Genomic DNA, 18,816 nt, shown 5'->3' with positions numbered 1-18,816 from the left:
ACCACACACGAACGGTCGACGCGCACTCTGTTCACACCGAAACCGGCAGCGCATCCGCAAGCTCGCGAGCTGTACGGCAGCTCCCCTCTCGCGGAAGAGAGCTCGGGGGAGGATGTGCTTCTGCCGCAGACGTCAGCCGCGCAGGAACAACCGGTAAGCGGGGTTCGCGCTCTCGTCGCGGTGCGGATAACCGAGCGTGCCGAGGAAGCCGCGGAAGGCCTTCATCTCCGTGGACGACACCTGGTCGCTCCATGGCCGGGAAGAAGGCTCGCGCGCTCGTCGAGTGTGTCCACACGAGACGGGAGAGCCTGCCATCTCCCCTCTCCCCTTGCGGGAGAGGGGCCGGGGGAGAGGGGTGCTTCCGTCCAGGGCGTCAGCCGCGCAGGAATAGTCGGTATGCCGGGTTCGCGCTCTCGTCGCGATGCGGGTAACCGAGCGTGCCGAGGAAGCCGCGGAACGCCTTCATTTCCTTGGGCGGCACCTGGATGCCGACGAGGATGCGTCCGTAGTCGGCACCCTCGTTGCGGTAGTGGAACAGCGAGATGTTCCAGTTCGGACTCATCGCCGACAGGAAACGCATGAGCGCACCGGGCCGCTCGGGGAACTCGAAGCGGTAAAGCAGCTCGTCGTCGGCACGCGCGCTGCGGCCGCCGATCATGTGGCGCAGGTGCTGCTTGGCGAGCTCGTCGTCGCCGAGGTCGAGCGTGGCGAAGCCTTCGCCGCGCAGCGCGGACGCGATCGCGGCGGAATCACCGCGGTCGCGGATCTGGATGCCGACGAACAGGTGCGCCGCGTCGGTGTCGCCGATGCGGTAGTTGAACTCGGTGATGCTGTGGCCTTGCAGCACCGCGCAGAAGCGCCGGAACGAGCCGCGCTCCTCGGGGATCGTCACCGCGAAGACGGCCTCGCGCGCCTCGCCGACCTCGGCACGCTCGGCGACGAAGCGCAGGCGATCGAAGTTCATGTTGGCGCCGCAGGCGACCGCAACGAGCGTCTCGCCGCGCACGCCTTCGCGCGCAGCCCAGGCCTTCATGCCCGCGACGGCGAGCGCGCCGGCCGGCTCGAGGATGCTGCGGGTGTCCTCGAACACGTCCTTGATCGCCGCGCAGACCGCGTCGGCGTCGACACGCACGACCTCGTCGACGAGCTCGCGACACAGCCGGAAGGTCTCCTTGCCGACCTGCTTGACCGCCGTGCCATCCGAGAACAGGCCGACATCCTTGAGCGCGACGCGGCGCCCGGCCTCGAGCGAGCGCGCCATCGCGTCGGAATCGTGCGTCTGCACGCCGATCACGCGGATCTCGGGACGCACCGCCTTGACGTAGGCCGCGATGCCGGAGACGAGGCCGCCGCCGCCGATCGCCGCGAAGATCGCGCGGATCGGGCGCGGATGCTGGCGCAGGATCTCCATGCCGATCGTGCCCTGCCCCGCGATCACGTCGGGATCGTCGAACGGATGCACGAACACGAGGCCGCGCTCGACCGCGAGCGCATCGGCATGCGCCTTCGCATCCGAGTACGACTCGCCCGCCAGCACGATCTCGACCGCCGCGCCGCCGAACGCGCGCACCGCGTCGATCTTCACGCTCGGCGTCGTCACGGGCATCACGATCACCGCCGTGCAGCCGAGGCGCGCCGCCGACAGCGCGACGCCTTGCGCATGGTTGCCGGCCGAGGCCGCGATGACGCCACGTGCGAGCTCTTCCGGCGTCAGGCGCGCCATGCGGTTGTAGGCGCCGCGCAGCTTGAACGAGAACACGGGCTGCTCGTCCTCGCGCTTGAGCAGCACCGTGCAACCGGTGCGTCGCGACAGCGACGGCGCGTGACCGAGCTCGGTTTCGCGCGCGACGTCGTAGACGCGCGAGGTCAGGATGCGCTTGAGGTAATCGATCGGCATGGGCGTTCCGCGGAGGGTCCGCGCAGCCTAGCGGCGCGTCGGGCGCCACTCAATGGTGCGGATCAGCCCGCGGGAGCGGACTTGCGCACGTCGTCCATGCTCCAGTTGAACTGGAGGAAGATCACGACGGGCGCGTCGGCCTCGAAGCGCACGCGACAGTCGAGTGTCTGCGTGTATTCGCCCGAAAGGCCGCGATCGAACACGATCGGCCCCGACACCTGCAGCATGCCGTCGGTGGCCGGCGTCACGGCGGCGGCGAGCGCCTTCGCATCAAGGGTGACGTTGCGTCCTGCCAGCCGGTTGCCGACTTCGGCAACGCAGGCGTTGGCGGCACGCGTCTCGCGGCTCTGGGAGCACGCGGCGAGCAACGGCAGGATCAGCAGAGGCAGCAGTCGAAGCATCGTCGGACCCGCATCGGCACGTGCGCAGTGTGGAACGCTTCACAATACGCGGAACGCCGACAGTATACGCGCGGCGCGCATGAACGCCCGCCGCGCTGCCGCAACGGAGGCCCGGGCACGCCGGGTGGCGGGGACGCGCCCCCGCGATGCCGTCACGCGGGCCCGGCACGCGAAGCGTGCCGGGTGGTCACGGTCAGTAGCGCGGCACCGACGGATCGACGTGCTGCGACCACGCCTCGATGCCGCCCTCGACGTTGTGCACGACGCGGAAACCGCGCTCGCGGAAGTGCTCAGCCGCGCGGCGGCTCGACACGCCGTGGTGGCACAGGAACGCGAGCGGCGTGTCCTTGGGCAAACCGACGAGGCGATCGTGCGAGGCCGCGTCGAGCACCTGCGCCTGCGCGAACGGCGCCAGCGCGCGATCCTCGGCCGGACGCACGTCGATCACGGTGATGCGGCCGTCGTCGAGCAGGCGCTTGAGGTCGACGACGTCGAGCGCGTGCACCGGCGGCGGCGCCTGCGGCAGCGTGATCGACAGGCCTTCGCCCTGCGCGGTCGACACCCAGTCGATCGCCGCGCCGCGCGCGCGCTGCGCGCTGGTCGGATCGAACAGCACGTCGATGCCGTTGGCGACGACGCGGATCTCGCTGCCGGTGATCTCGCGCAGCTGGAACTGCGGCTGGAACTTCGCGTCGACCGCGAGGAAGAGCCCCATGCCTTCGGCATCGTCGATCGCGGCGCGGATCTGCTTCGCGGCCTCGTCGCTGATCGTGATCTCGGGCGGCGTGCGGTCGGGCTCCGGCAAGCCGAGCAGCGTGTGAAGCTCGCCGCTCGCGGCCATGCCCTGCACGATGTCGGCACCGCCGACGAGTTCGCCGCCGACGTAGAGCTGCGGGATCGTCGGCCAGTTGCCGTAGTCCTTGATGCCCTGGCGGATCGCCTCGTCGGCGAGCACGTCGACGCTGAGGTAGTCGTCGAGCAGGTCGTTGAGCACGCCTGCCGTCGCGGCCGAGAAGCCGCAGCTCGGTGCGTGGCGCGTGCCCTTCATGAACAGCACGACGGGGTTCTCGGCGAGCAACGCCTCGATGCGCTGGCGGGTCTGCTGCGGGTCTGACATGGCTCGTGGATCCTGATGTGAGGCGCGGATGATAACGGAGTGAATTGGCCCGGGTTTGGCCGTGGCCCCCCGGATAGCCGATAATCGTGGCACAGGGCTGGCAATCAATGGGGAAGGAACGATGATCCGACCACTTTCGCTGTGCATCGGCATGGCGCTCGCGGCGAACGCGTCCGCGCAACATGCGGCGAACACGCCTGAAACGCTCACTGGCGACGCCTCGATCCCGCTGACGTACGTGGGCTCCAACGCGCGCGTCTCGCTCGGCGTCAACGACGACGGCGACGTGCTCGGCGAGATCCTCGGCATCCTCGGCAAGACCGATTCGTCGGCGTGGCTCGCGGAACTCTGGCTCGGCCAGCACAGCGCCGGCGGCGTCAAGTTCGGCTACAACTTCCTGCGCGGCGAGCCCGAATCGGGCAGTGCGGCAGTCTGGAAGGTGTTCGCCGCGGGCGACCAGAACGTGTTCAAGGACCGCAAGGCCACGCTCGGCCTCGGCTGGGAACGCAACGACTTCTTCATGAGCGCCTACGTGACGCATGCGACCTCGGGCAGGCGCCTCGTCGACACGTCGGTGCTGACCGATATCTCGACGCTGATCGGCAGCGATGCGAACGGCAGCTTCACGCAAGTGCAGACCGTCGAGACGCTCACGCGCTTCTTCGAGCGTCCGTACGACAACGGCATCGGTGCCCGCTTCGGCGGTTACTTCGACGGCCCGCTGCTGCGCGTGCGCGGCGGCCTCGACTACGAGAAGGGCAAGTTCGACAGCGACCAGTCGACCGTCTCGCTCGGCGTCGACAAGCTGTTCCGCAACTCGGGCTTCAGCGTCACGCTGCAGGGCGAGTTCCTGCGCAAGTCGGGCCGCTTCGAGACCGACAAGTCCGATTCGCGCGGCTGGCTGCTGCTGCGCTACGACCTCGGCGAGAGCTACCGCGCGCGCGAGCCGTTCCGCATGGTCGAGACCAGCGTGCCGGCGCCGCAGGACAGCGCGCCGCCCGCCGCACCGCAGGTGATCCGCAACGAGGTGCGCGTCGACGGCGACGCGATGTTCGACTTCGACCGCGCCGCGCTGCGTGGCGATGCGACGCGCGCGCTCGACGAGCTCATCGCCAAGCTGCAGTCGATCGACCGCGTGAGCCGCGTCACCATCGTCGGTCATACCGACTCGATCGGTACCGAGGCGTACAACCAGAAGCTCTCGGAGCGTCGCGCCGAGGCGGCCAAGGCGTACCTCGTCTCGCGTGGCATTCCGGCCGACCAGATCGATACGCGCGGCGAAGGCGAGCTCAAGCCCAAGGTGCCGAACGACACGCCGAGCAACCGCCAGATCAATCGCCGCGTCGACATCGCGTTCCTCACGATCGAGGAGACGACCGTTCCCGCACCGGCTCCGGAGCCCTCACCGGCCAAGGTCGAGTGGGTGCGCGAGCCGGTCAAGGCGAACCCGGCCTGGATCGAGCGCGCGCTGCGCAACCCGGCCGAGCACAAGCGCACGGTCGATGTGTACAAGTTCGAGGAATCGAGCTCGACGACCACGCTCGGCCCGCGCATCTACGACAACCGCGGCCCTGCTGCGGGCGACGACACGGCCACGGTCGCGCAGGATTCGACCGGCAACGTCATCGACGTGCTCGCCAACGACAGCGATCCCGACGGCGAGACGCTGGCGATCCAGTCGGTGTCGGCACCGGCGCATGGCACGGCGACGATCGCGGCCGGCACGATCCTGTATACGCCGACGGCGGGCTACCACGGCCCGGACTCGTTCACGTACACCGTCGTCGATCCGCACGGCGCGACCGCGACGGCCACCGTGTCGATCACGGTCACCGAGTCGGCCCCGTCGAACAACCGGGCACCGATCGCCGTCGACGACAACGACAACGTGTTCAAGGGCTACAGCGGCGAGATCGACGTGCTCGCCAACGACAGCGATCCGGACGGCGACACGTTGACGGTCGTGTCGGTGAACCACACGGGTCCCGGCATGGCGGAGATCACGATCAACGCCGACAACACGATCCACTACCAGTCGATCCACGGCTTCTCGGGCAACGACTTCTTCGAGTACACGATCTCGGACGGTCGCGGCGGCACGGCCACGGCGACGGTGCGCGTGGAAGTCTGGGAGCTCTACGACTTCTGACCGGGCGTCATGCTGCAGCGGAAAAGCCGGGCCATCGCCCGGCTTTTTCTTTTTGCGGCCCTATGTGGCTCGGGCGGTGCCCCGGGCCGGTGCCCCGGGGTCAGGTTCATTTTCCCTCGGGTGCCCCGGGGTCAGGTTCATTTTCCCTCGGGTGCCCCGGGGTCAGGTTCATTTTCCCTCGGTCGCGACAGGGGGATGACGCGTCATACCGGGGAAAATGAACCTGACCCCGATTTTCGCGGCTCAGGAAAAATGAACCTGACCCCCGCCCATCAGACGACCGGCTGCGTCCCATCGCTCGACACGTCCCGTCGAATGCGTCCTGTTTTCGCCCTGCTCTTGCGAACGGAGCTTAGCTACCGCGGAAAGACTGCGGACTCACGCAAGATCGCGGCGACGCCCGACATGTCCGGGGTTCGACACCAGGGTCAGGTTCATTTTCCCGTGGGGTGACGCTCCATCCTCGATGGCATTGCGAGGAAAATGAACCTGACCCCGGATCAGACCCCGCATCATCGGACGCGAGGCATCCCGTCGAGCACGTCCCGCGCCTGCGCAAGCACCGCGCGCGCCCACTGCGCGTACTGCGCCGCGGAAGGGTGCAGGCCGTCATCCGCGAGCAGGTCGCGTGCAGGCCCGCGCGAGATCGCGGTGACATCGACCCAGCGTGCGCCACGGCGCGCCGTTTCCTCGCGTGCCGCGGCATTGAACGCATCGATCGCGGCCGCGATCGCGACGATGTCGCGCTGGCCGTCGTGCGCGAACGGCGTGACGCCCCAGTCGGGGATGGACACGACGACGACGCGCCCGGCGTGCCCGTCGGCGAAGCCGACCGCGCGCGCGAGCAGGGCCGCGAACTCGCCGCGATACGCGTCGACGTCACGGCCGCGGTACTGGTTGTTGACGCCGATCAGCAGGCTCACGAGCGCACGGCCCGCGGCCGGATCGCGGGCGTCGATCGCGGCATCGAGCTCATCGGTGGTCCAGCCTGTCGTCGCGATGATCTCGGGTGTGCCGAGGTCGTGCCCTTCGGTGAGCAACAGGGCCGCGAGCTGCGCGGGCCAGGTGCCGTCGGCCGGCACGCCCTCGCCGATCGTGTAGGAATCGCCGAGCGCGAGGAACGCCGCCGCCACGCCCGGATCGCTCAGGCGACGTGGCGCGCGCGGGCGCGTTCGGCGAAGCGGCCGAGCGCGCGTTCGATGCGCTCGAACACGTCGGCGATGACCGGTGCCTCGGGCAGCAGCGTGATGCGGAAGTGGTTGCGGTAGGCGACGTTGAAGCTCGAGCCCGGCACGATCAGCACGTCCTCGCTCTCGAGCAGGTGCAGCGCGAACGCCTCGTCGTCGAGGCCCGGCAGCGCGTCGTCGTGCACGCCCGGGAACGCGTACAGCGCACCGGCCGGCGCGACCACGTCGAGGAACGCGCTGCGCTCGACCGCATCGAGCACGGCCTTGCGCGATTCGTAGAGTCGCCCGCCCGGCAGGGTCAGCGCACGGATCGTGTCGGCGCCTTCGAGCGCAGGCTGGATCGCCCACTGTCCCGGCACGTTGCCGCACAGGCGCAGTGCGGCGAGCAGGTCGAACGCGCGCAGCATGTCCTGCACGCGCACGTCGGCACCCGACACGGTGAACCAGCCCACGCGGTAGCCGCAGGCACGGTGCACCTTGCTGAGGCCGCCGAAGCTGATGCACGGCAGGTCGCCGGCGAGCGGCGCGAGCGGCTGGAACGTCGCGTCGTCGTAGAGGATACCGTCGTAGATCTCGTCGGCCATGAGCACGATGCGGTGGCGCTCGGCCAGCGCGACGATCGCGCGCAGCAGTTCGCGCGGGTAGTTCGCGCCGGTCGGATTGTTCGGATTGATCAGCACGATCGCGCGCGTGCGCGGTGTGATCAGCGCGGCGATCTCGTCGGCATCGGGCAGATGACCGCGGCTGGCCGGGCACGGGTAATGCACCGCGCGGCCGCCGTTGAGGATCGTCGCCGCAGTCCACAGCGGGTAGTCCGGCGCCGGCACGAGCACCTCGTCGCCCGGCTCGAGCAGCGCGCGCAGGCTCAGGTCGATGAGCTCGCTGACGCCGTTGCCGATGAACACGCGCTCGGCCGTGGCCGTGGTCGAACCGCGCGCGACCTGCTGGTAGGCGATCGTCTGGCGCGCCTGCAGCAGGCCTTGCTGCTGGCAGTAGGCCTCACTCCTGGGCAGCGAACGCGTGACCGCCTCGCGGATGTGCGCAGGCACTTCGAAGCCAAATGCGCCCGGGTTGCCGATGTTGAGCCGCACGATCTGCCGCCCCTCGGCCTCGAGGTCCCGGGCTCGATGGCTCAGCGTCCCACGGATCTCGTAACGCACCTCGGCGAGGCGGGAGCTCGTGTGCACGGGTCGCTGCGACATGGCGCGGGGTCTGCTTCGGCAATGGCGGTGGGGCGGCGATGTTAACACCTTGTTGCAGCGCACACTTTGTTGCGCCACGCAACCAATGTCGCGCCTGCTGCATCGAAGCAGGAGCCGGATCGAGCCCTCGCCGGCGGCGCACCCTGTCGTTGGTCATGATTGACGCCCGCCGACACGGTGTTATAGTTAACTACAACACCAATCCAATAACGGATGCCGTCATGTCCCGCCTCGCACCCGCCGTTGCCATCGTGATCATGTCCACGATCCTCGCCGCCTGCAGCCAGGGCTCGGCGACGCCGGTCGCCGAGGCGAAGAAGGCCACGCCGAGCGGCCAGCCGGTCGAGACCGCACGCGTCGAGCGCGGCGAGCTCACCGCACGCTACGCCGGCACCGCGACCCTGCAGGCCGAGCGCGAAGCCACGCTGGTAGGCGAGGTGCCCGGCACCGTGCTGCAGATGCTCGTCGAGGAAGGCGACCGGGTGCGCAAGGGCCAGGTGCTCGCGCGCCTCGACGCCGACCGCAGTCGCCTGCAACTGCGCGAGGCCGAGGCCGACCTGCAGCGCCGCCGCAACGACGTCGAACGCGGCGACACGCTGCTCGCGCGTCAGCTCATCGCGGCCAACACGCACGACCAGACGCGCGCCGACTTCGCCGTACGCCAGGCCGAGGTCGACCTCGCCCGCGTCGGCGTCGCGCGCAGCGAGATCCGTGCGCCGTTCGACGGCGTGGTCACGCGCCGCTGGATCAAGCAGGGCCAGCTGCTCAAGGCCGGCGACCCGGTGTTCGACGTCGCCGATTTCCGCGACCTGCGCGCCGACCTGCGCGTGCCCGAGCGCGACGCAGGCGCGCTCGCCAAGGGCCAGAAGGTCGATTTCACGGTCGACGCGCTCGCCGGGCGCCCGTTCCAGGCGGTCGTCGAGCGCATCGCGCCGGTCGTCGATCGCGACAGCGGTACGGTCGCCGTGACCGTGCGTGTCGACAACGCCGCCGAAACGCTGCGCCCCGGGCTGTTCGCGCGCATGGAGATCGCGTTCCTGCACGTGCCCGATGCGCTGCTCGTACCCAAGACCGCCGTGCTCGGCAACCGCAATGAGACCATCGTGTACCGCATCGAGGACGGCAAGGCGACGCGCGTGCCGGTGCGCATCGGCCACGCTTCGGGCGCGCGCGTGCAGATCCTCGAGGGCATGCCGGCCGGCGCGGAAGTGGTCGTGACGGGCCACGCGGCACTCAGCGACGGCGCGCTCGTCGACGTGCTGCCGGCGGATGCCGCGGCGGTTGCGTCGTCGCGTGCGCTTGCGAGTACGGGCGCCAAGCGCGGCTGACCGGCGCGCATCGTCACGTTTGGCGGCTATCATCCGCGGCGATGACCGCGGATACCGCAGCACGCCTCGCCCGCATCGGCTGGGCCGGCCCCCTCCCCGAACCCGTCGACGGCGATCCCTCGCTGGCGCTCGCGCGCGTGATCGCGCAGCACCGCGCCGGCTACGAACTGCACGACGGCACGCGCGCGTTCAACGCGCAGCCCGCAGCGCGCTTCCTCAAGGCCGATGCCGATCCGGTCGCACGCCCCGCGGTCGGCGATTTCGTGCATGTGCGCGAAGGCAAGCCGCCCGTGATCGAAGACGTGCTGCCGCGCCGCTCGGTGCTCGCACGCGCCGCGGCCGGCGAACGCCACCAGCGCCAGATCATCGCGACCAACGTCGATACGGTCATGGTGCTGTGCGGCCTCGACGGCGACTTCAATCCTGCGCGCATCGAGCGCTACCTCGTGCTCGTGCAGGACAGCGGCGCCGAGGCCGTCGTGGTGCTGACCAAGGCCGACCTCTCGACCGAGGGTGAGGCGGCGTTCGCGACCGTGCGTGCCCGTGTGCCCGCGCACGTCGACATCCTCGCCATCAATTCGAAATCGCCCGACAGCATCGCGCCGCTGCTCGCGCGCCTCGGCCCCGGACGTACCGCCGTGCTGGTCGGCTCGTCCGGTGTCGGCAAGTCCACGCTCACCAACACCTTGCTCGGCGAGACGCGCCAGGCTACCAAGGCCGTGCGCGGCAGCGACAGCCGCGGCCGCCATACGACGACGTACCGCGCGCTGATCCAGCTGCCGAGCGGCGGCTGCCTCATCGACACGCCCGGCATGCGCGAGATCAAGCTGACCGGCGAGGAGACCCTCGACGGCAGCCAGTTCGGCGACATCGAGGAACTCGCCCAGCAATGCCGCTTCGGCGACTGCGCCCACCAGACCGAACCCGGCTGCGCCGTGCGCGCTGCCCTCGCCGACGGCCGCCTCGACCCCGCGCGCTGGCAGAACTACCTCAAGCTGCGCGACGAACTCGCCGCCGCCGCCGACAGCCTCGAGGCGCAGATGCGCCGCAAGAGCGAATCACGCGTGCTGACGAAGGCGCTCGGCAAGCGCCTCGGCGAGAAGTACGGCAAGCGCTGAGTGTCGCGCGTTTGGGCATCCGCCGTGCAGCATGTCCGAAGTACGCGCTGCACCCGTGACGTCAATCGACGCACAACGTCGTGACGACACCGTCGCGCACGAGCGAGCGACACCCGAACCGGTTCGTGTCGGCACTGCACGTGCCCTGCACGCGATCGCCGTCGGCCGTGCCTTCCGGTGCAAGGCACAGGCCTTCGCACTGCTCGCGGTCGGTACACGCCTTGCCGGCATCACCGGTCTGCAGCAGGCACTGCTTCACGGGCGCACGCCCGAGCTGCGTCCATGATCCGCCGCGTGCCAAGCAGGCGGATTCCGTCGCTGGCACATCGCGGTTCTTAGCGTGACCACTCCCTGACGCGGCGCAGGCTGAAAGCAGCACCGCGCAGGCGGCGAAAGATACGAGGCGGAGGATCATGCGGCGTCTCCATAAAATAAGAGCGCAGCGTAGCGACGGTTGGCTGGATGGCGGCTGCACCACCGCGGCGCGCGGAAGTAAGCTCGAACTCGTTCAAGCTTCTCATGTGTAAGGACTACACGGAGTGGCTTGCTTTGCCTACCCTCTCGCTCGTACCCGCTGGACGATGCGTGCCCAACAGATCAGACAGCATCCACCAAGGCTTGAGTGTTAAGAACAGACACTTCAACAGATCTGTTGAATTCTAAGTCCGCAGGTGGTTAATTGAGCTCCGGACCTAGCGGCTGCCCTCCAGGGGAAATTTATGATTCGGTGGGAGTTCGTTCCGAACATGGGTGGCGAAGAAGAAGGGCTCGGCCATGCAGGCATCGAGACATTCAAGGGCTCGCAGTATCCCGGCATAGCGCGCGAGTGCTCCCAGAACAGCTTAGATGCGGCCGCAAAACTCCAAGATGGCACGGCTACGCCTGTACACATGGTCTTTAAATTTTTGCGAGTTCCCACAGACGAAATCCCTGACATCCAGTCCCTTAGAGCCACGCTTCATATCTGCTTAAAACAAGCAAAATGCAGAAACCTGAAGAAAGATCAGGGTTTCTTTGAAAGGGCGATATCGGTCGCGAACGCTGCAGACATTCCGATTTTAGCTATCGAGGACTATGGGACAACAGGGCTTATTGGCCCTGTAGAACCTGGGAGGCCTTTCTACGCGCTCGTTAAGTCTTCTGGAGTAAGCCAAAAGTCCGATGCCGATGCCGGTGGATCTTTTGGAATTGGCAAGAACGCAGCGTTCGCAATTTCCAACCTTAGAACAGTTTTCTACTCGACACTTTACGAGGACACCGGCACCGCATTTTATCTCGCGCAAGGCAAGAGTATTCTGGTCTCTCACACACAAGACGGCAAAATGCGCCGCGCCGCGGGATATTGGGGGGAACCCGAATTCCAGCCGGTCACTGGAAAAGCCGATGTTCCCGAATGGTTAGCGCGGAACGACGTAGGTACGACCGTAGCTGCAATTGGCTTTATCGAAGAGACCAATTGGCACTGGCAGGTTGTCGAGTCGCTAGTGCGAAATTTTTTCTCTGCGATACACGATCAGTCAGTACGCTTTACCGTCCAACCAGAGTGTGGCGGCCCTGTCGAAATATCAACCAACACGTTGAGCGGCCTTTTTAGTAATCCCGCGGTTCAAGACGCGGCGGATACGGCAGGAACATCAGAGGATCTTCAGTTTAGCGCGGCCATGCTTGCTGTCCTTTCATCTGAGCAGACAGAAATATACGAAGAGAGCTTCTCCGATATCGGCAGGTTTAAGCTCAGATTGCTGCAACAGGAGCGTTTTCCCAAGCGGGTCGGAATTCTACGCAACGGCATGTACATCACGGACAATCTCAGACATTTCAATCAACCGCTCGCTCGCTTTAGCCTGTCACGGGATTTCGTGGCCATTCTTGAACCGGCGGATAGAGCGACCAGCGGAAGAATCCGCGACATGGAAAGCCCCAAGCACGACGAAATCTCTGCAGAGCGGTTCGACGACATGACCGAGCGTCCCAAGATACGCCGCTCGATGAAAAAGGTAGGGCAGTGGATCCGCGAGACTATCAAAGCGTCCACTACAAAACCGTCGGAAGCGGAGGTCCTGTTAGACGAGATGAACAGATTCTTCTCTAAGCCAGGAGACGTCGTCGCGGTACCTGATCCCAATGATCCGAACACCGACCCGGAAAAGATCAAACTTGATACAACACCTAGTGTTGCCAAAAGCGTAGGAACAGGACCAGCGGGTGCCAGTGGATCGGCTGGTGGACAGAAGAGTTCTGGTGCGAAAGGCGGAAAAACATCCGGAGGTCGTAAGGGCAGCGGGCGAGGATCGCGCGGTGGTCGCGGAGGAAGAAGTATCGGTTACACATCGATGCGCAATTCCCTACCTCCATCCGGAGACCCAGCAACCCGACTAGTGTCATTCACCCCCAGCGCGTCTGGAACCGCATTGATGGAATTCTCCGCAGTCGGCGTTTCAGGTGATGAAGTGCTTGCGGTGCTGGAAATCGACGCGAAAAAGACGGCCAAGATGCCCCGCATTATTCTTCAGGAGGGACGGAGAGAAAGTATAATCGTTCGTTTTGATCAAGCCTATACCGGACCAATCCGCATGGTCCTCGCAAACGAGGATTCGTCCCATGCGGATTAGACCCGACACAAGCTTTCCTTATCCGGTACTTTCCGACTCCACAGGTGACTATGGAGAGAAAAAATTTGATCTGACGCTTGAAATTGTGGAAACGCCGTCTACAGCGCGCGTCATCCTTGAAGGATCAATGCATTTGGATGATGAAGCGTTACGGAGGACTATCGATACTGGCAAAGCTAAGTCCGGATTGATGATAACGTGCGTTGGAACCTACTTTGATAGATTCCAAGAGTGCGATCTCAACGACGTCAGGATCGATCTGGCAGGCGGAAAAGTCCGCGGAACGGTCTACGTCAGGGGGGTTTTGCTGGCCACGCAAAATAACGTTACCCTCGAATCGGAAAGTATCAATGCTGAATTTCCGGCTGCCTCACGAACGGTCCAGAAAGGTGATTTTCTAGCGCTTACCGAGGAGTTTAGATTTGAAGCCGGGCTTGAGAAGTTGGCCCGCCTAGAATCTATCTTTCGCTTGAAGAAAGTGACAGATCTCCCCGAAGGTCGATTTGTTTCCGATTTTGAATCAGAAGCAATCCACATACTGGCACCTCCATCACTGTACGATACGCTCTATAATCTACGAGCGAACGCAATGAAGAATCTGCTTCTCCCTGCGCTCTACCTCCCCGTCGTGATGTCTGCGCTCGATGCAATGAGAAGTGGAAACTTCGATGATCGGCGTTGGCACGTGGTCATGAAAGCACGCTGTGACGCTGCTGGCATTGATGTCAACGGCGATCTCGCAGAAGCGGCACAAAAGCTGCTCGATGGCCCGCTCGGGCTGTTGAAGCCTGTTGTCGAGCTTGGATCATGATGGCCAAGCTGCTGTACGTCGGCCAGCAGGTCGCCGATGACCTCTCCGACGGAATCGAAAGCAATGTCGACCGGTACATTGGCGGCGATTTTCTTGACTTGGAAGCCACAGGAGACTGGCAGATTCCGCTCTCGGTGGAGGGGGACCGCGAGCAACTGGCGCAACTTTCACCAAGCAATGCCCCTGAGAACGAGATCAACAACTCGATCTTGGTCGGACGCACCCTCAGGCAGCTAACACCGACGCTGGCTCGGGAGAACAGGGTATGGATCCGCCTAAGCCATGTTGAGTGCTTGGAGTATTCCCGACGGAGATGGCTACACGCCGATGTCTCCTCAGACGCTATGGAGAAGCAAATCCGCAAGCATTTCTTCGCTTCGACGCTGCAGGCTTGCCGCGATGACCATGCCATTTCAAGGTTGTGGTGGAACTACTACATCGCTGCGCAAATGCTCCCCGAGAGTCCAATTCGTGCACTGAATGTCATGCTGGCTCGTGCCGATATTCGCCAAGGCCTCATCGAACGCTCTGGCATCGGCATGCGCCCTGCGCTGGGTCGCGCCATCATCCATGCGTTGGAGCAAAACAATAGTCTGCTCAGGAGTGAAGCGTTGTTCCGCGAGTTCATGAAATCAGTAAATCTTCTCGGCGCAGGTATTGCCTTCGAGATGTGGGAAAGCCAAGAAATTGACAGCTTCACAGCTCGATGCTTGAAGGAGGCGACCAAGGCCACTTTGTCGGCCCGGATGTCCGGATAAGAGCTGACAGACCGTCTCAGTCACATTATTGCAGGGATTTGACCAGGCGCGAGAATGAGCTAACGTCTTGAAGCCAAGCACGCTGCGCAGTGTTGTATGTCTCATGCAACGCTCTCGGAAGGACGAGTTGCACGCCTTGGCCATGCATTTCTCTGGTCTGATTTTCACTAATGCCTGCCTCCAAAGTAAGAAGGTGCTTGGGACTGATCCGGTCAGCCTCGGACAGGATCTGGCGCCAGCGATCCTTGCAGGTGCTTTTGACGCCGAGCATCATCAGACGCTTCGAGTCGTATGATGGATCGTAGTACTCAGCTGCGCTCGGAAAGAGGAAGTCCGGCTTTGAACGCCGCTCAGTTGTTGCTGTCCTGACGCAGCGTATATCCAGTACGCCGAACAGATGCGCCAAATGGTTCTCCAACGCCAGTCCTACCCGGCTCTTGCGGCGATTTTGAACCGAAAGTGAAAATCGCATAAAGCCTTCAATATCGGCGCCATCACCATTCCCCGCGAATCCTTTTGAAAGCCTATCTCCTATTAAGTGCCTTTCCAATGTTCGGAAAAGGATTTCTTCGCGCTCCATCCATGCCATCAGAGCTGCATCCGGGTCTTCGCGCGGATCAACCCCTTTCAATGTTCCGCGGGCAAAATTGGAGAATTCTAACGTTTTCGGAAAGATCCCGCCAAATCGGTGGAGCATTACATCTAGCCAAGTCTCTTCCTGTGGCTCAACAACGATTCCGATACTTTCCAAGATGAAAGTTGCGGTAAATCCCACGCGGTCCTGATCGTTCTCAAGCTCCGCTCGCACGGAGAATCCGGGCAGAGTGTCAGCCGATAGACCAAAAAGCCACTCTATCTGGTTTGCCGCACTGGAGCCATATTCTGCGACAATCACCAACAAGCCGCCGTCGCGCCGTTTTGCGATCACCAAAAGATCATTTTCCCCGGCGAGCTGTGAAACCATTGTTGTTGGAAAATAGAACCGATATTCTGAGCGTGTAGGATGCCGCTCGCGACTATCGTAGACAGTCAGGAAGGCGTCCTCGAACACAGGCTCGTCATCCTCATCGCTCATATACACAAAGCGCGCAGGAAGCTGTGTTCGCCCGGCGGGCCGGCCCATGAATCCCAAGATCGCCTTCGTAGCATTGTACTCATGCTGATTGGAGCGCGTCTCATCAGCCTCTACAGCCGAAAGCCTCTTTGCTGCGACGCCCTCGAAGTACTCTGACAGGTAACCTCGTTTCATCCTCTGATCTCCCAAATCGCACTCTCTCCGTGCAACCATTGGGCCAACGCGTCTGCGACAGCGTCAATGTCTCGCCTTCGATCGCGCACTGCGCACTCCCAGACAATAGCGACTCGCCAGCCCGCCTCGCTTAATAATGCACTTGCGCGCGTGTCATTGCTTTGATTGCGTGCGATTTTATTCGCCCAGAATTCCGGCCGCGTCGAGGGCAACCGAAAGTAGCGGCAATCATGACCGTGCCAGAAGCATCCATGCACAAAGACCACAGCGCGATGCCGTGGCAGCACTATGTCCGGCCGGCCCGGAAGCTCACGCGCATGCAGTCTGTAGCGGAACCCTCGCGCGTGCAGCGCACGCCGCACCAACCACTCGGGTTTCGTGTCTCTATCGCGGATGCCGGACATCATCCGGCTCCGCACATCGGGACTGACCGTGTCGGTCATTCGCGGTTGGATCAGGCGGCCCTGAGGCGCGGCTGTGTTACTTCACCGGCTTCACGCGCCTTTATCTCGAGAATTCGCGGCGCCATGATCTTCGCCACGGCCTCCATAACCGGGACTACCACACTGTTTCCGAACTGTCGATAAGCCTGCGTGTCGCTGACAATGATTCTGAAATCGTCAGGAAAGCCCATGAGCCGCGCGCATTCGCGTGGTGTCAATCGACGCGGGCGCTTGCCGCGTCCACGCTCGATCAAAATTTCGCTGCCATCCTTGTAGTATCGAGCCGAGAGCGTACGAGTGTGGCGATCCGTCCCAGGACGGACCAATCCGTAGCCGAATCCGTTACCAGCAGCCTGATGCTTGGCCGCGTATGCACGAAGATAGTCCCAAAGGTTTTTAGTAAGCGTATAGCGCGGGCTAATTTCTGCCCGTGGACCGGTGGTGTAATGTCGCTCCGCTTCTTCGCTGCCGTCCTCTGGATGCAAAATTGATACGACATCCGGGCCTTGAGGTGGTAGCTGCAGGTCATCCCATGTGAAATCGGTATCCTCACGGAAGCCTACGATCAATATCCGCTCCCGATGCTGTGGGACATATGACTTTCCGTCGATTACTCTCCAATGCAATTTGTAGCCCAGCCCCTCAAGCACTTCGCGGATCACACGAAACGTGTTTCCACGATCGTGACTGACCAGATTTTTTACGTTCTCCAACAGAAAAGCCTTAGGTTTCTTTTCCGAGATGATTCGCTCAATATCAAAGAACAGCGTTCCCTGTGTAGAACATTCAAATCCGTGTGGACGGCCAAGCGCATTTTTCTTGCTGACACCGGCGATGGAGAACGGCTGACACGGAAATCCTGCCAGCAATACGTCATGATCCGGGATATCTTTCGCCGCAACTTGAGTGATGTCGCCCTCGAATGGATGCCCATCACCAAAATTCTCGAGATAAGTCTTCTTTGACCACTCATTCCATTCGCTGGTGAACACACAGCGTCCCCCGGCGCGCTCGAAACCAATCCGAATCCCCCCAATGCCCGCAAAGAGGTCGGCGAAAGTGAAGCTTGCAGGCTTGTCAGGAGCGGAAGAGCGGTTCATACGCAAAATTTCCTGAAGTGCGGGAGCAACGAGTTGAGGGCAGCGCGTCAACCCGCGCTCCCAGCGATAGATCGTCTTTTTGTTGGTCTGTAGTCGGTCAGCAAGCGCCTGCTGGGTCATGCGCAGGCGGACCTGCCTGAGCAACGAAAGGGGGTCGATCACCTGGGTCATCACGGCGCTCCCTGGGAATTTTGGTGGACATTCTGTCCAGGAATGATCCCTGAGGTCAACCGTCGCGAAGGTGCCGCCTCACAGGTATCCTGTCGCAAGATTCGACGGGAAAATCGCCTGAATGGAGACTCCTTGGGGGAGATTGGCCGACCTCGATGCGACCAACAGAGAGCTAGCCTTCACGATCTTGAGCTACGACAAGCACCAACTGCTTGAAGGGCTCGTTGTGGAAAACACGTTCGACCAGATCCTGCAGCCGCTTACAGAGGCGGCACCAACATCGATGCAGCGACTGGACATCGAGACGATCATTGTCGATACGAGGCGTAAAGCGGCACGAAGGCTCGCCTTGATCTGGACTCGATCGCTGACGTTTCCCGGCCTCGGGCGCTACCTCCAAGCGCTTGAACGAGTAGCCGATGTGCATCTCATCGAGTTCCGTGAGAACGAGTTCTTCGCCACGAAATGCAGCGCAGGTAAGCGTGCCGGTGAGCCGACGCCACTACAGGACATGCTGGCTCTCCTCAGTGGCAGAAGACCGATCTTTCAACAAGCTGATCTCACGGTTCGAGACGCCGATCGACAGCGCACTGCGTTCTGGGGTTATTTGGCAGATACATACAAAGGAGATAGGCTTTGGAAGGAACTGGTGCTCTTCCGACTCCTCGTTAATTTCGGGGTGCAACCCTTTTTCCGAAGCGTATGGAATCTCGATCGTATCTGCCTATTTGGCGATCGCTTATGGATGCTCGAAGCCAAACACAAGTTCCCGTTCGGAAAGGACGCGCTTCGGTTCGGAATCAATGATGGGGAGCTGAACATGATGCGCCTCATGAATGAGGCGGGTGTCTCGACCCTCTATGCGCTAGTCGTCAAGCCGAAATGGTCAAAGGAAGTAGGCTCGATGTATTTGCACAGTGACCTTCGAATGCGGAGTCGCGCTCTTATAATAGGAAAAATAATGGATTCCTCGGCGATCGAAGCAGCGGAAAGAACGTTGGGTGGACGCTCTCCTGCACACACCTCCCTTACTGGAACATGTACCCTTTCATATAAGTATGTTCCTGCAGACGGCTTCTGTCTGATCGGGTCGCTCGCTGATCGCCAAGAAGAACTTTCAAGAAAGCTATTTGAACTTGTTCGAAGCCGAGACGGCCAGAAAGTGTCTGACGAAATGATCCGCGCGCAACGCATACAATAAAACCGACAATCGACGCGAAGATATCACATATGGAAATTAAGAAGCGCGCCGCGTCTAGTTTAACCCGCGAGA

At 62.9% G+C, this 18,816-nt stretch carries 16 protein-coding genes; 7 read left to right on the top strand and 9 right to left on the bottom strand.

Going from position 1 to position 18,816, the window contains the following annotated elements; translation table 11 throughout:
* Positions 1-373: 373 nt before the first annotated feature.
* From ilvA to grxD, 3 genes are all read right to left on the bottom strand, one after another.
* Positions 374-1,897, bottom strand: a complete 1,524-nt coding sequence (gene ilvA, locus ACQQ2N_RS08805; RefSeq protein ID WP_440225339.1) for a threonine ammonia-lyase, biosynthetic — start codon at positions 1,895-1,897, stop codon at positions 374-376.
* A gap of 62 nt (positions 1,898-1,959) precedes the next feature.
* Positions 1,960-2,298: a hypothetical protein gene (locus tag ACQQ2N_RS08800; RefSeq protein ID WP_440225338.1), complete on the bottom strand. Its 339-nt coding sequence runs from the start codon at positions 2,296-2,298 to the stop codon at positions 1,960-1,962.
* A gap of 193 nt (positions 2,299-2,491) precedes the next feature.
* Positions 2,492-3,415, bottom strand: coding sequence for a Grx4 family monothiol glutaredoxin (gene grxD, locus ACQQ2N_RS08795; RefSeq protein WP_440225337.1), 924 nt, complete (start codon positions 3,413-3,415; stop codon positions 2,492-2,494).
* A gap of 121 nt (positions 3,416-3,536) precedes the next feature.
* On the opposite strand from grxD, the gene ACQQ2N_RS08790 reads away from it, so the two are divergent.
* Complete coding sequence (locus ACQQ2N_RS08790) at positions 3,537-5,564, top strand: Ig-like domain-containing protein (RefSeq protein ID WP_440225336.1); 2,028 nt, start codon at positions 3,537-3,539, stop codon at positions 5,562-5,564.
* A gap of 512 nt (positions 5,565-6,076) precedes the next feature.
* On the opposite strand, the gene ACQQ2N_RS08785 is transcribed toward ACQQ2N_RS08790, so the two are convergent.
* A complete protein-coding gene (locus tag ACQQ2N_RS08785; RefSeq protein WP_440225732.1) occupies positions 6,077-6,712 on the bottom strand; it encodes a GDSL-type esterase/lipase family protein in 636 nt (211 codons plus the stop codon).
* Entirely contained in the window at positions 6,709-7,953 is a 1,245-nt protein-coding gene (locus ACQQ2N_RS08780) for an aminotransferase class I/II-fold pyridoxal phosphate-dependent enzyme (protein ID WP_440225335.1), read from the bottom strand. The genes ACQQ2N_RS08785 and ACQQ2N_RS08780 overlap by 4 nt, the downstream gene beginning before the upstream one ends.
* Positions 7,954-8,108: 155 nt before the next feature.
* On the opposite strand from ACQQ2N_RS08780, the gene ACQQ2N_RS08775 reads away from it, so the two are divergent.
* Together ACQQ2N_RS08775 and rsgA are read left to right on the top strand one after the other, a co-directional pair.
* Entirely contained in the window at positions 8,109-9,281 is a 1,173-nt protein-coding gene (locus tag ACQQ2N_RS08775) for an efflux RND transporter periplasmic adaptor subunit (RefSeq protein ID WP_440225334.1), read from the top strand.
* A gap of 41 nt (positions 9,282-9,322) precedes the next feature.
* Positions 9,323-10,399, top strand: coding sequence for a ribosome small subunit-dependent GTPase A (rsgA, locus tag ACQQ2N_RS08770; RefSeq protein ID WP_440225333.1), 1,077 nt, complete (start codon positions 9,323-9,325; stop codon positions 10,397-10,399).
* 61 nt (positions 10,400-10,460) lie between these two features.
* Here rsgA and ACQQ2N_RS08765 read toward each other — a convergent pair whose 3' ends face one another.
* On the bottom strand, positions 10,461-10,814 hold the full coding sequence (locus tag ACQQ2N_RS08765) for a hypothetical protein (protein WP_440225332.1): 354 nt from the start codon (positions 10,812-10,814) through the stop codon (positions 10,461-10,463).
* 331 nt (positions 10,815-11,145) lie between these two features.
* Between ACQQ2N_RS08765 and ACQQ2N_RS08760 the strand changes: the two genes are divergently transcribed.
* The 3 genes from ACQQ2N_RS08760 to ACQQ2N_RS08750 are packed head-to-tail and all read left to right on the top strand — an operon-like array spanning position 11,146 to position 14,580.
* Entirely contained in the window at positions 11,146-13,011 is a 1,866-nt protein-coding gene (locus tag ACQQ2N_RS08760) for a hypothetical protein (protein WP_440225331.1), read from the top strand.
* Positions 13,001-13,822 (top strand): hypothetical protein, encoded by an 822-nt coding sequence (locus tag ACQQ2N_RS08755; protein WP_440225330.1) that lies wholly within the window; start codon positions 13,001-13,003, stop codon positions 13,820-13,822. Before ACQQ2N_RS08760 ends, ACQQ2N_RS08755 begins: the two co-directional genes overlap by 11 nt.
* Positions 13,819-14,580 (top strand): DUF6339 family protein, encoded by a 762-nt coding sequence (locus tag ACQQ2N_RS08750; RefSeq protein WP_440225329.1) that lies wholly within the window; start codon positions 13,819-13,821, stop codon positions 14,578-14,580. Before ACQQ2N_RS08755 ends, ACQQ2N_RS08750 begins: the two co-directional genes overlap by 4 nt.
* Before the next feature lie 25 nt (positions 14,581-14,605).
* Here the strand turns inward: ACQQ2N_RS08750 and ACQQ2N_RS08745 are convergent, their stop codons facing one another.
* Genes ACQQ2N_RS08745 through dcm form a run of 3 tightly spaced genes read right to left on the bottom strand, consistent with a single transcriptional unit; the run spans position 14,606 to position 17,543 of the window.
* Positions 14,606-15,829, bottom strand: a complete 1,224-nt coding sequence (locus ACQQ2N_RS08745; RefSeq protein ID WP_440225328.1) for a type II restriction endonuclease — start codon at positions 15,827-15,829, stop codon at positions 14,606-14,608.
* Positions 15,826-16,233 (bottom strand): very short patch repair endonuclease, encoded by a 408-nt coding sequence (locus tag ACQQ2N_RS08740; protein ID WP_440225731.1) that lies wholly within the window; start codon positions 16,231-16,233, stop codon positions 15,826-15,828. The genes ACQQ2N_RS08745 and ACQQ2N_RS08740 overlap by 4 nt, the downstream gene beginning before the upstream one ends.
* A gap of 50 nt (positions 16,234-16,283) precedes the next feature.
* Entirely contained in the window at positions 16,284-17,543 is a 1,260-nt protein-coding gene (gene dcm / locus ACQQ2N_RS08735) for a DNA (cytosine-5-)-methyltransferase (protein WP_440225327.1), read from the bottom strand.
* A 121-nt stretch (positions 17,544-17,664) separates the two neighbouring features.
* Here dcm and ACQQ2N_RS08730 point away from each other — a divergent pair, with 121 nt between their 5' ends.
* On the top strand, positions 17,665-18,744 hold the full coding sequence (locus ACQQ2N_RS08730) for a hypothetical protein (protein WP_440225326.1): 1,080 nt from the start codon (positions 17,665-17,667) through the stop codon (positions 18,742-18,744).
* Positions 18,745-18,816: the final 72 nt, after the last annotated feature.

The organism is Dokdonella aquatica (assembly GCF_051987395.1).
Classification (GTDB): Bacteria; Pseudomonadota; Gammaproteobacteria; order Xanthomonadales; family Rhodanobacteraceae; genus Dokdonella.
This window is presented reverse-complemented; position numbering and strand designations above follow the sequence as displayed.

Excerpts from the sequence above, each read along its gene's own strand:
- ilvA (WP_440225339.1), bottom strand. The coding sequence starts at position 1,897 with ATGCCGATCGATTACCTCAAGCGCATCCTGACCTCGCGCGTCTACGAC.
- ACQQ2N_RS08800 (WP_440225338.1), bottom strand. The coding sequence starts at position 2,298 with ATGCTTCGACTGCTGCCTCTGCTGATCCTGCCGTTGCTCGCCGCGTGC.
- grxD (WP_440225337.1), bottom strand. The coding sequence starts at position 3,415 with ATGTCAGACCCGCAGCAGACCCGCCAGCGCATCGAGGCGTTGCTCGCC.
- ACQQ2N_RS08790 (WP_440225336.1), top strand. The coding sequence starts at position 3,537 with ATGATCCGACCACTTTCGCTGTGCATCGGCATGGCGCTCGCGGCGAAC.
- ACQQ2N_RS08780 (WP_440225335.1), bottom strand. The coding sequence starts at position 7,953 with ATGTCGCAGCGACCCGTGCACACGAGCTCCCGCCTCGCCGAGGTGCGT.
- ACQQ2N_RS08775 (WP_440225334.1), top strand. The coding sequence starts at position 8,109 with ATGATTGACGCCCGCCGACACGGTGTTATAGTTAACTACAACACCAAT.
- rsgA (WP_440225333.1), top strand. The coding sequence starts at position 9,323 with ATGACCGCGGATACCGCAGCACGCCTCGCCCGCATCGGCTGGGCCGGC.
- ACQQ2N_RS08765 (WP_440225332.1), bottom strand. The coding sequence starts at position 10,814 with ATGATCCTCCGCCTCGTATCTTTCGCCGCCTGCGCGGTGCTGCTTTCA.
- ACQQ2N_RS08760 (WP_440225331.1), top strand. The coding sequence starts at position 11,146 with ATGGGTGGCGAAGAAGAAGGGCTCGGCCATGCAGGCATCGAGACATTC.
- ACQQ2N_RS08755 (WP_440225330.1), top strand. The coding sequence starts at position 13,001 with ATGCGGATTAGACCCGACACAAGCTTTCCTTATCCGGTACTTTCCGAC.
- ACQQ2N_RS08750 (WP_440225329.1), top strand. The coding sequence starts at position 13,819 with ATGATGGCCAAGCTGCTGTACGTCGGCCAGCAGGTCGCCGATGACCTC.
- ACQQ2N_RS08745 (WP_440225328.1), bottom strand. The coding sequence starts at position 15,829 with ATGAAACGAGGTTACCTGTCAGAGTACTTCGAGGGCGTCGCAGCAAAG.
- ACQQ2N_RS08740 (WP_440225731.1), bottom strand. The coding sequence starts at position 16,233 with ATGTCCGGCATCCGCGATAGAGACACGAAACCCGAGTGGTTGGTGCGG.
- dcm (WP_440225327.1), bottom strand. The coding sequence starts at position 17,543 with ATGACCCAGGTGATCGACCCCCTTTCGTTGCTCAGGCAGGTCCGCCTG.
- ACQQ2N_RS08730 (WP_440225326.1), top strand. The coding sequence starts at position 17,665 with ATGGAGACTCCTTGGGGGAGATTGGCCGACCTCGATGCGACCAACAGA.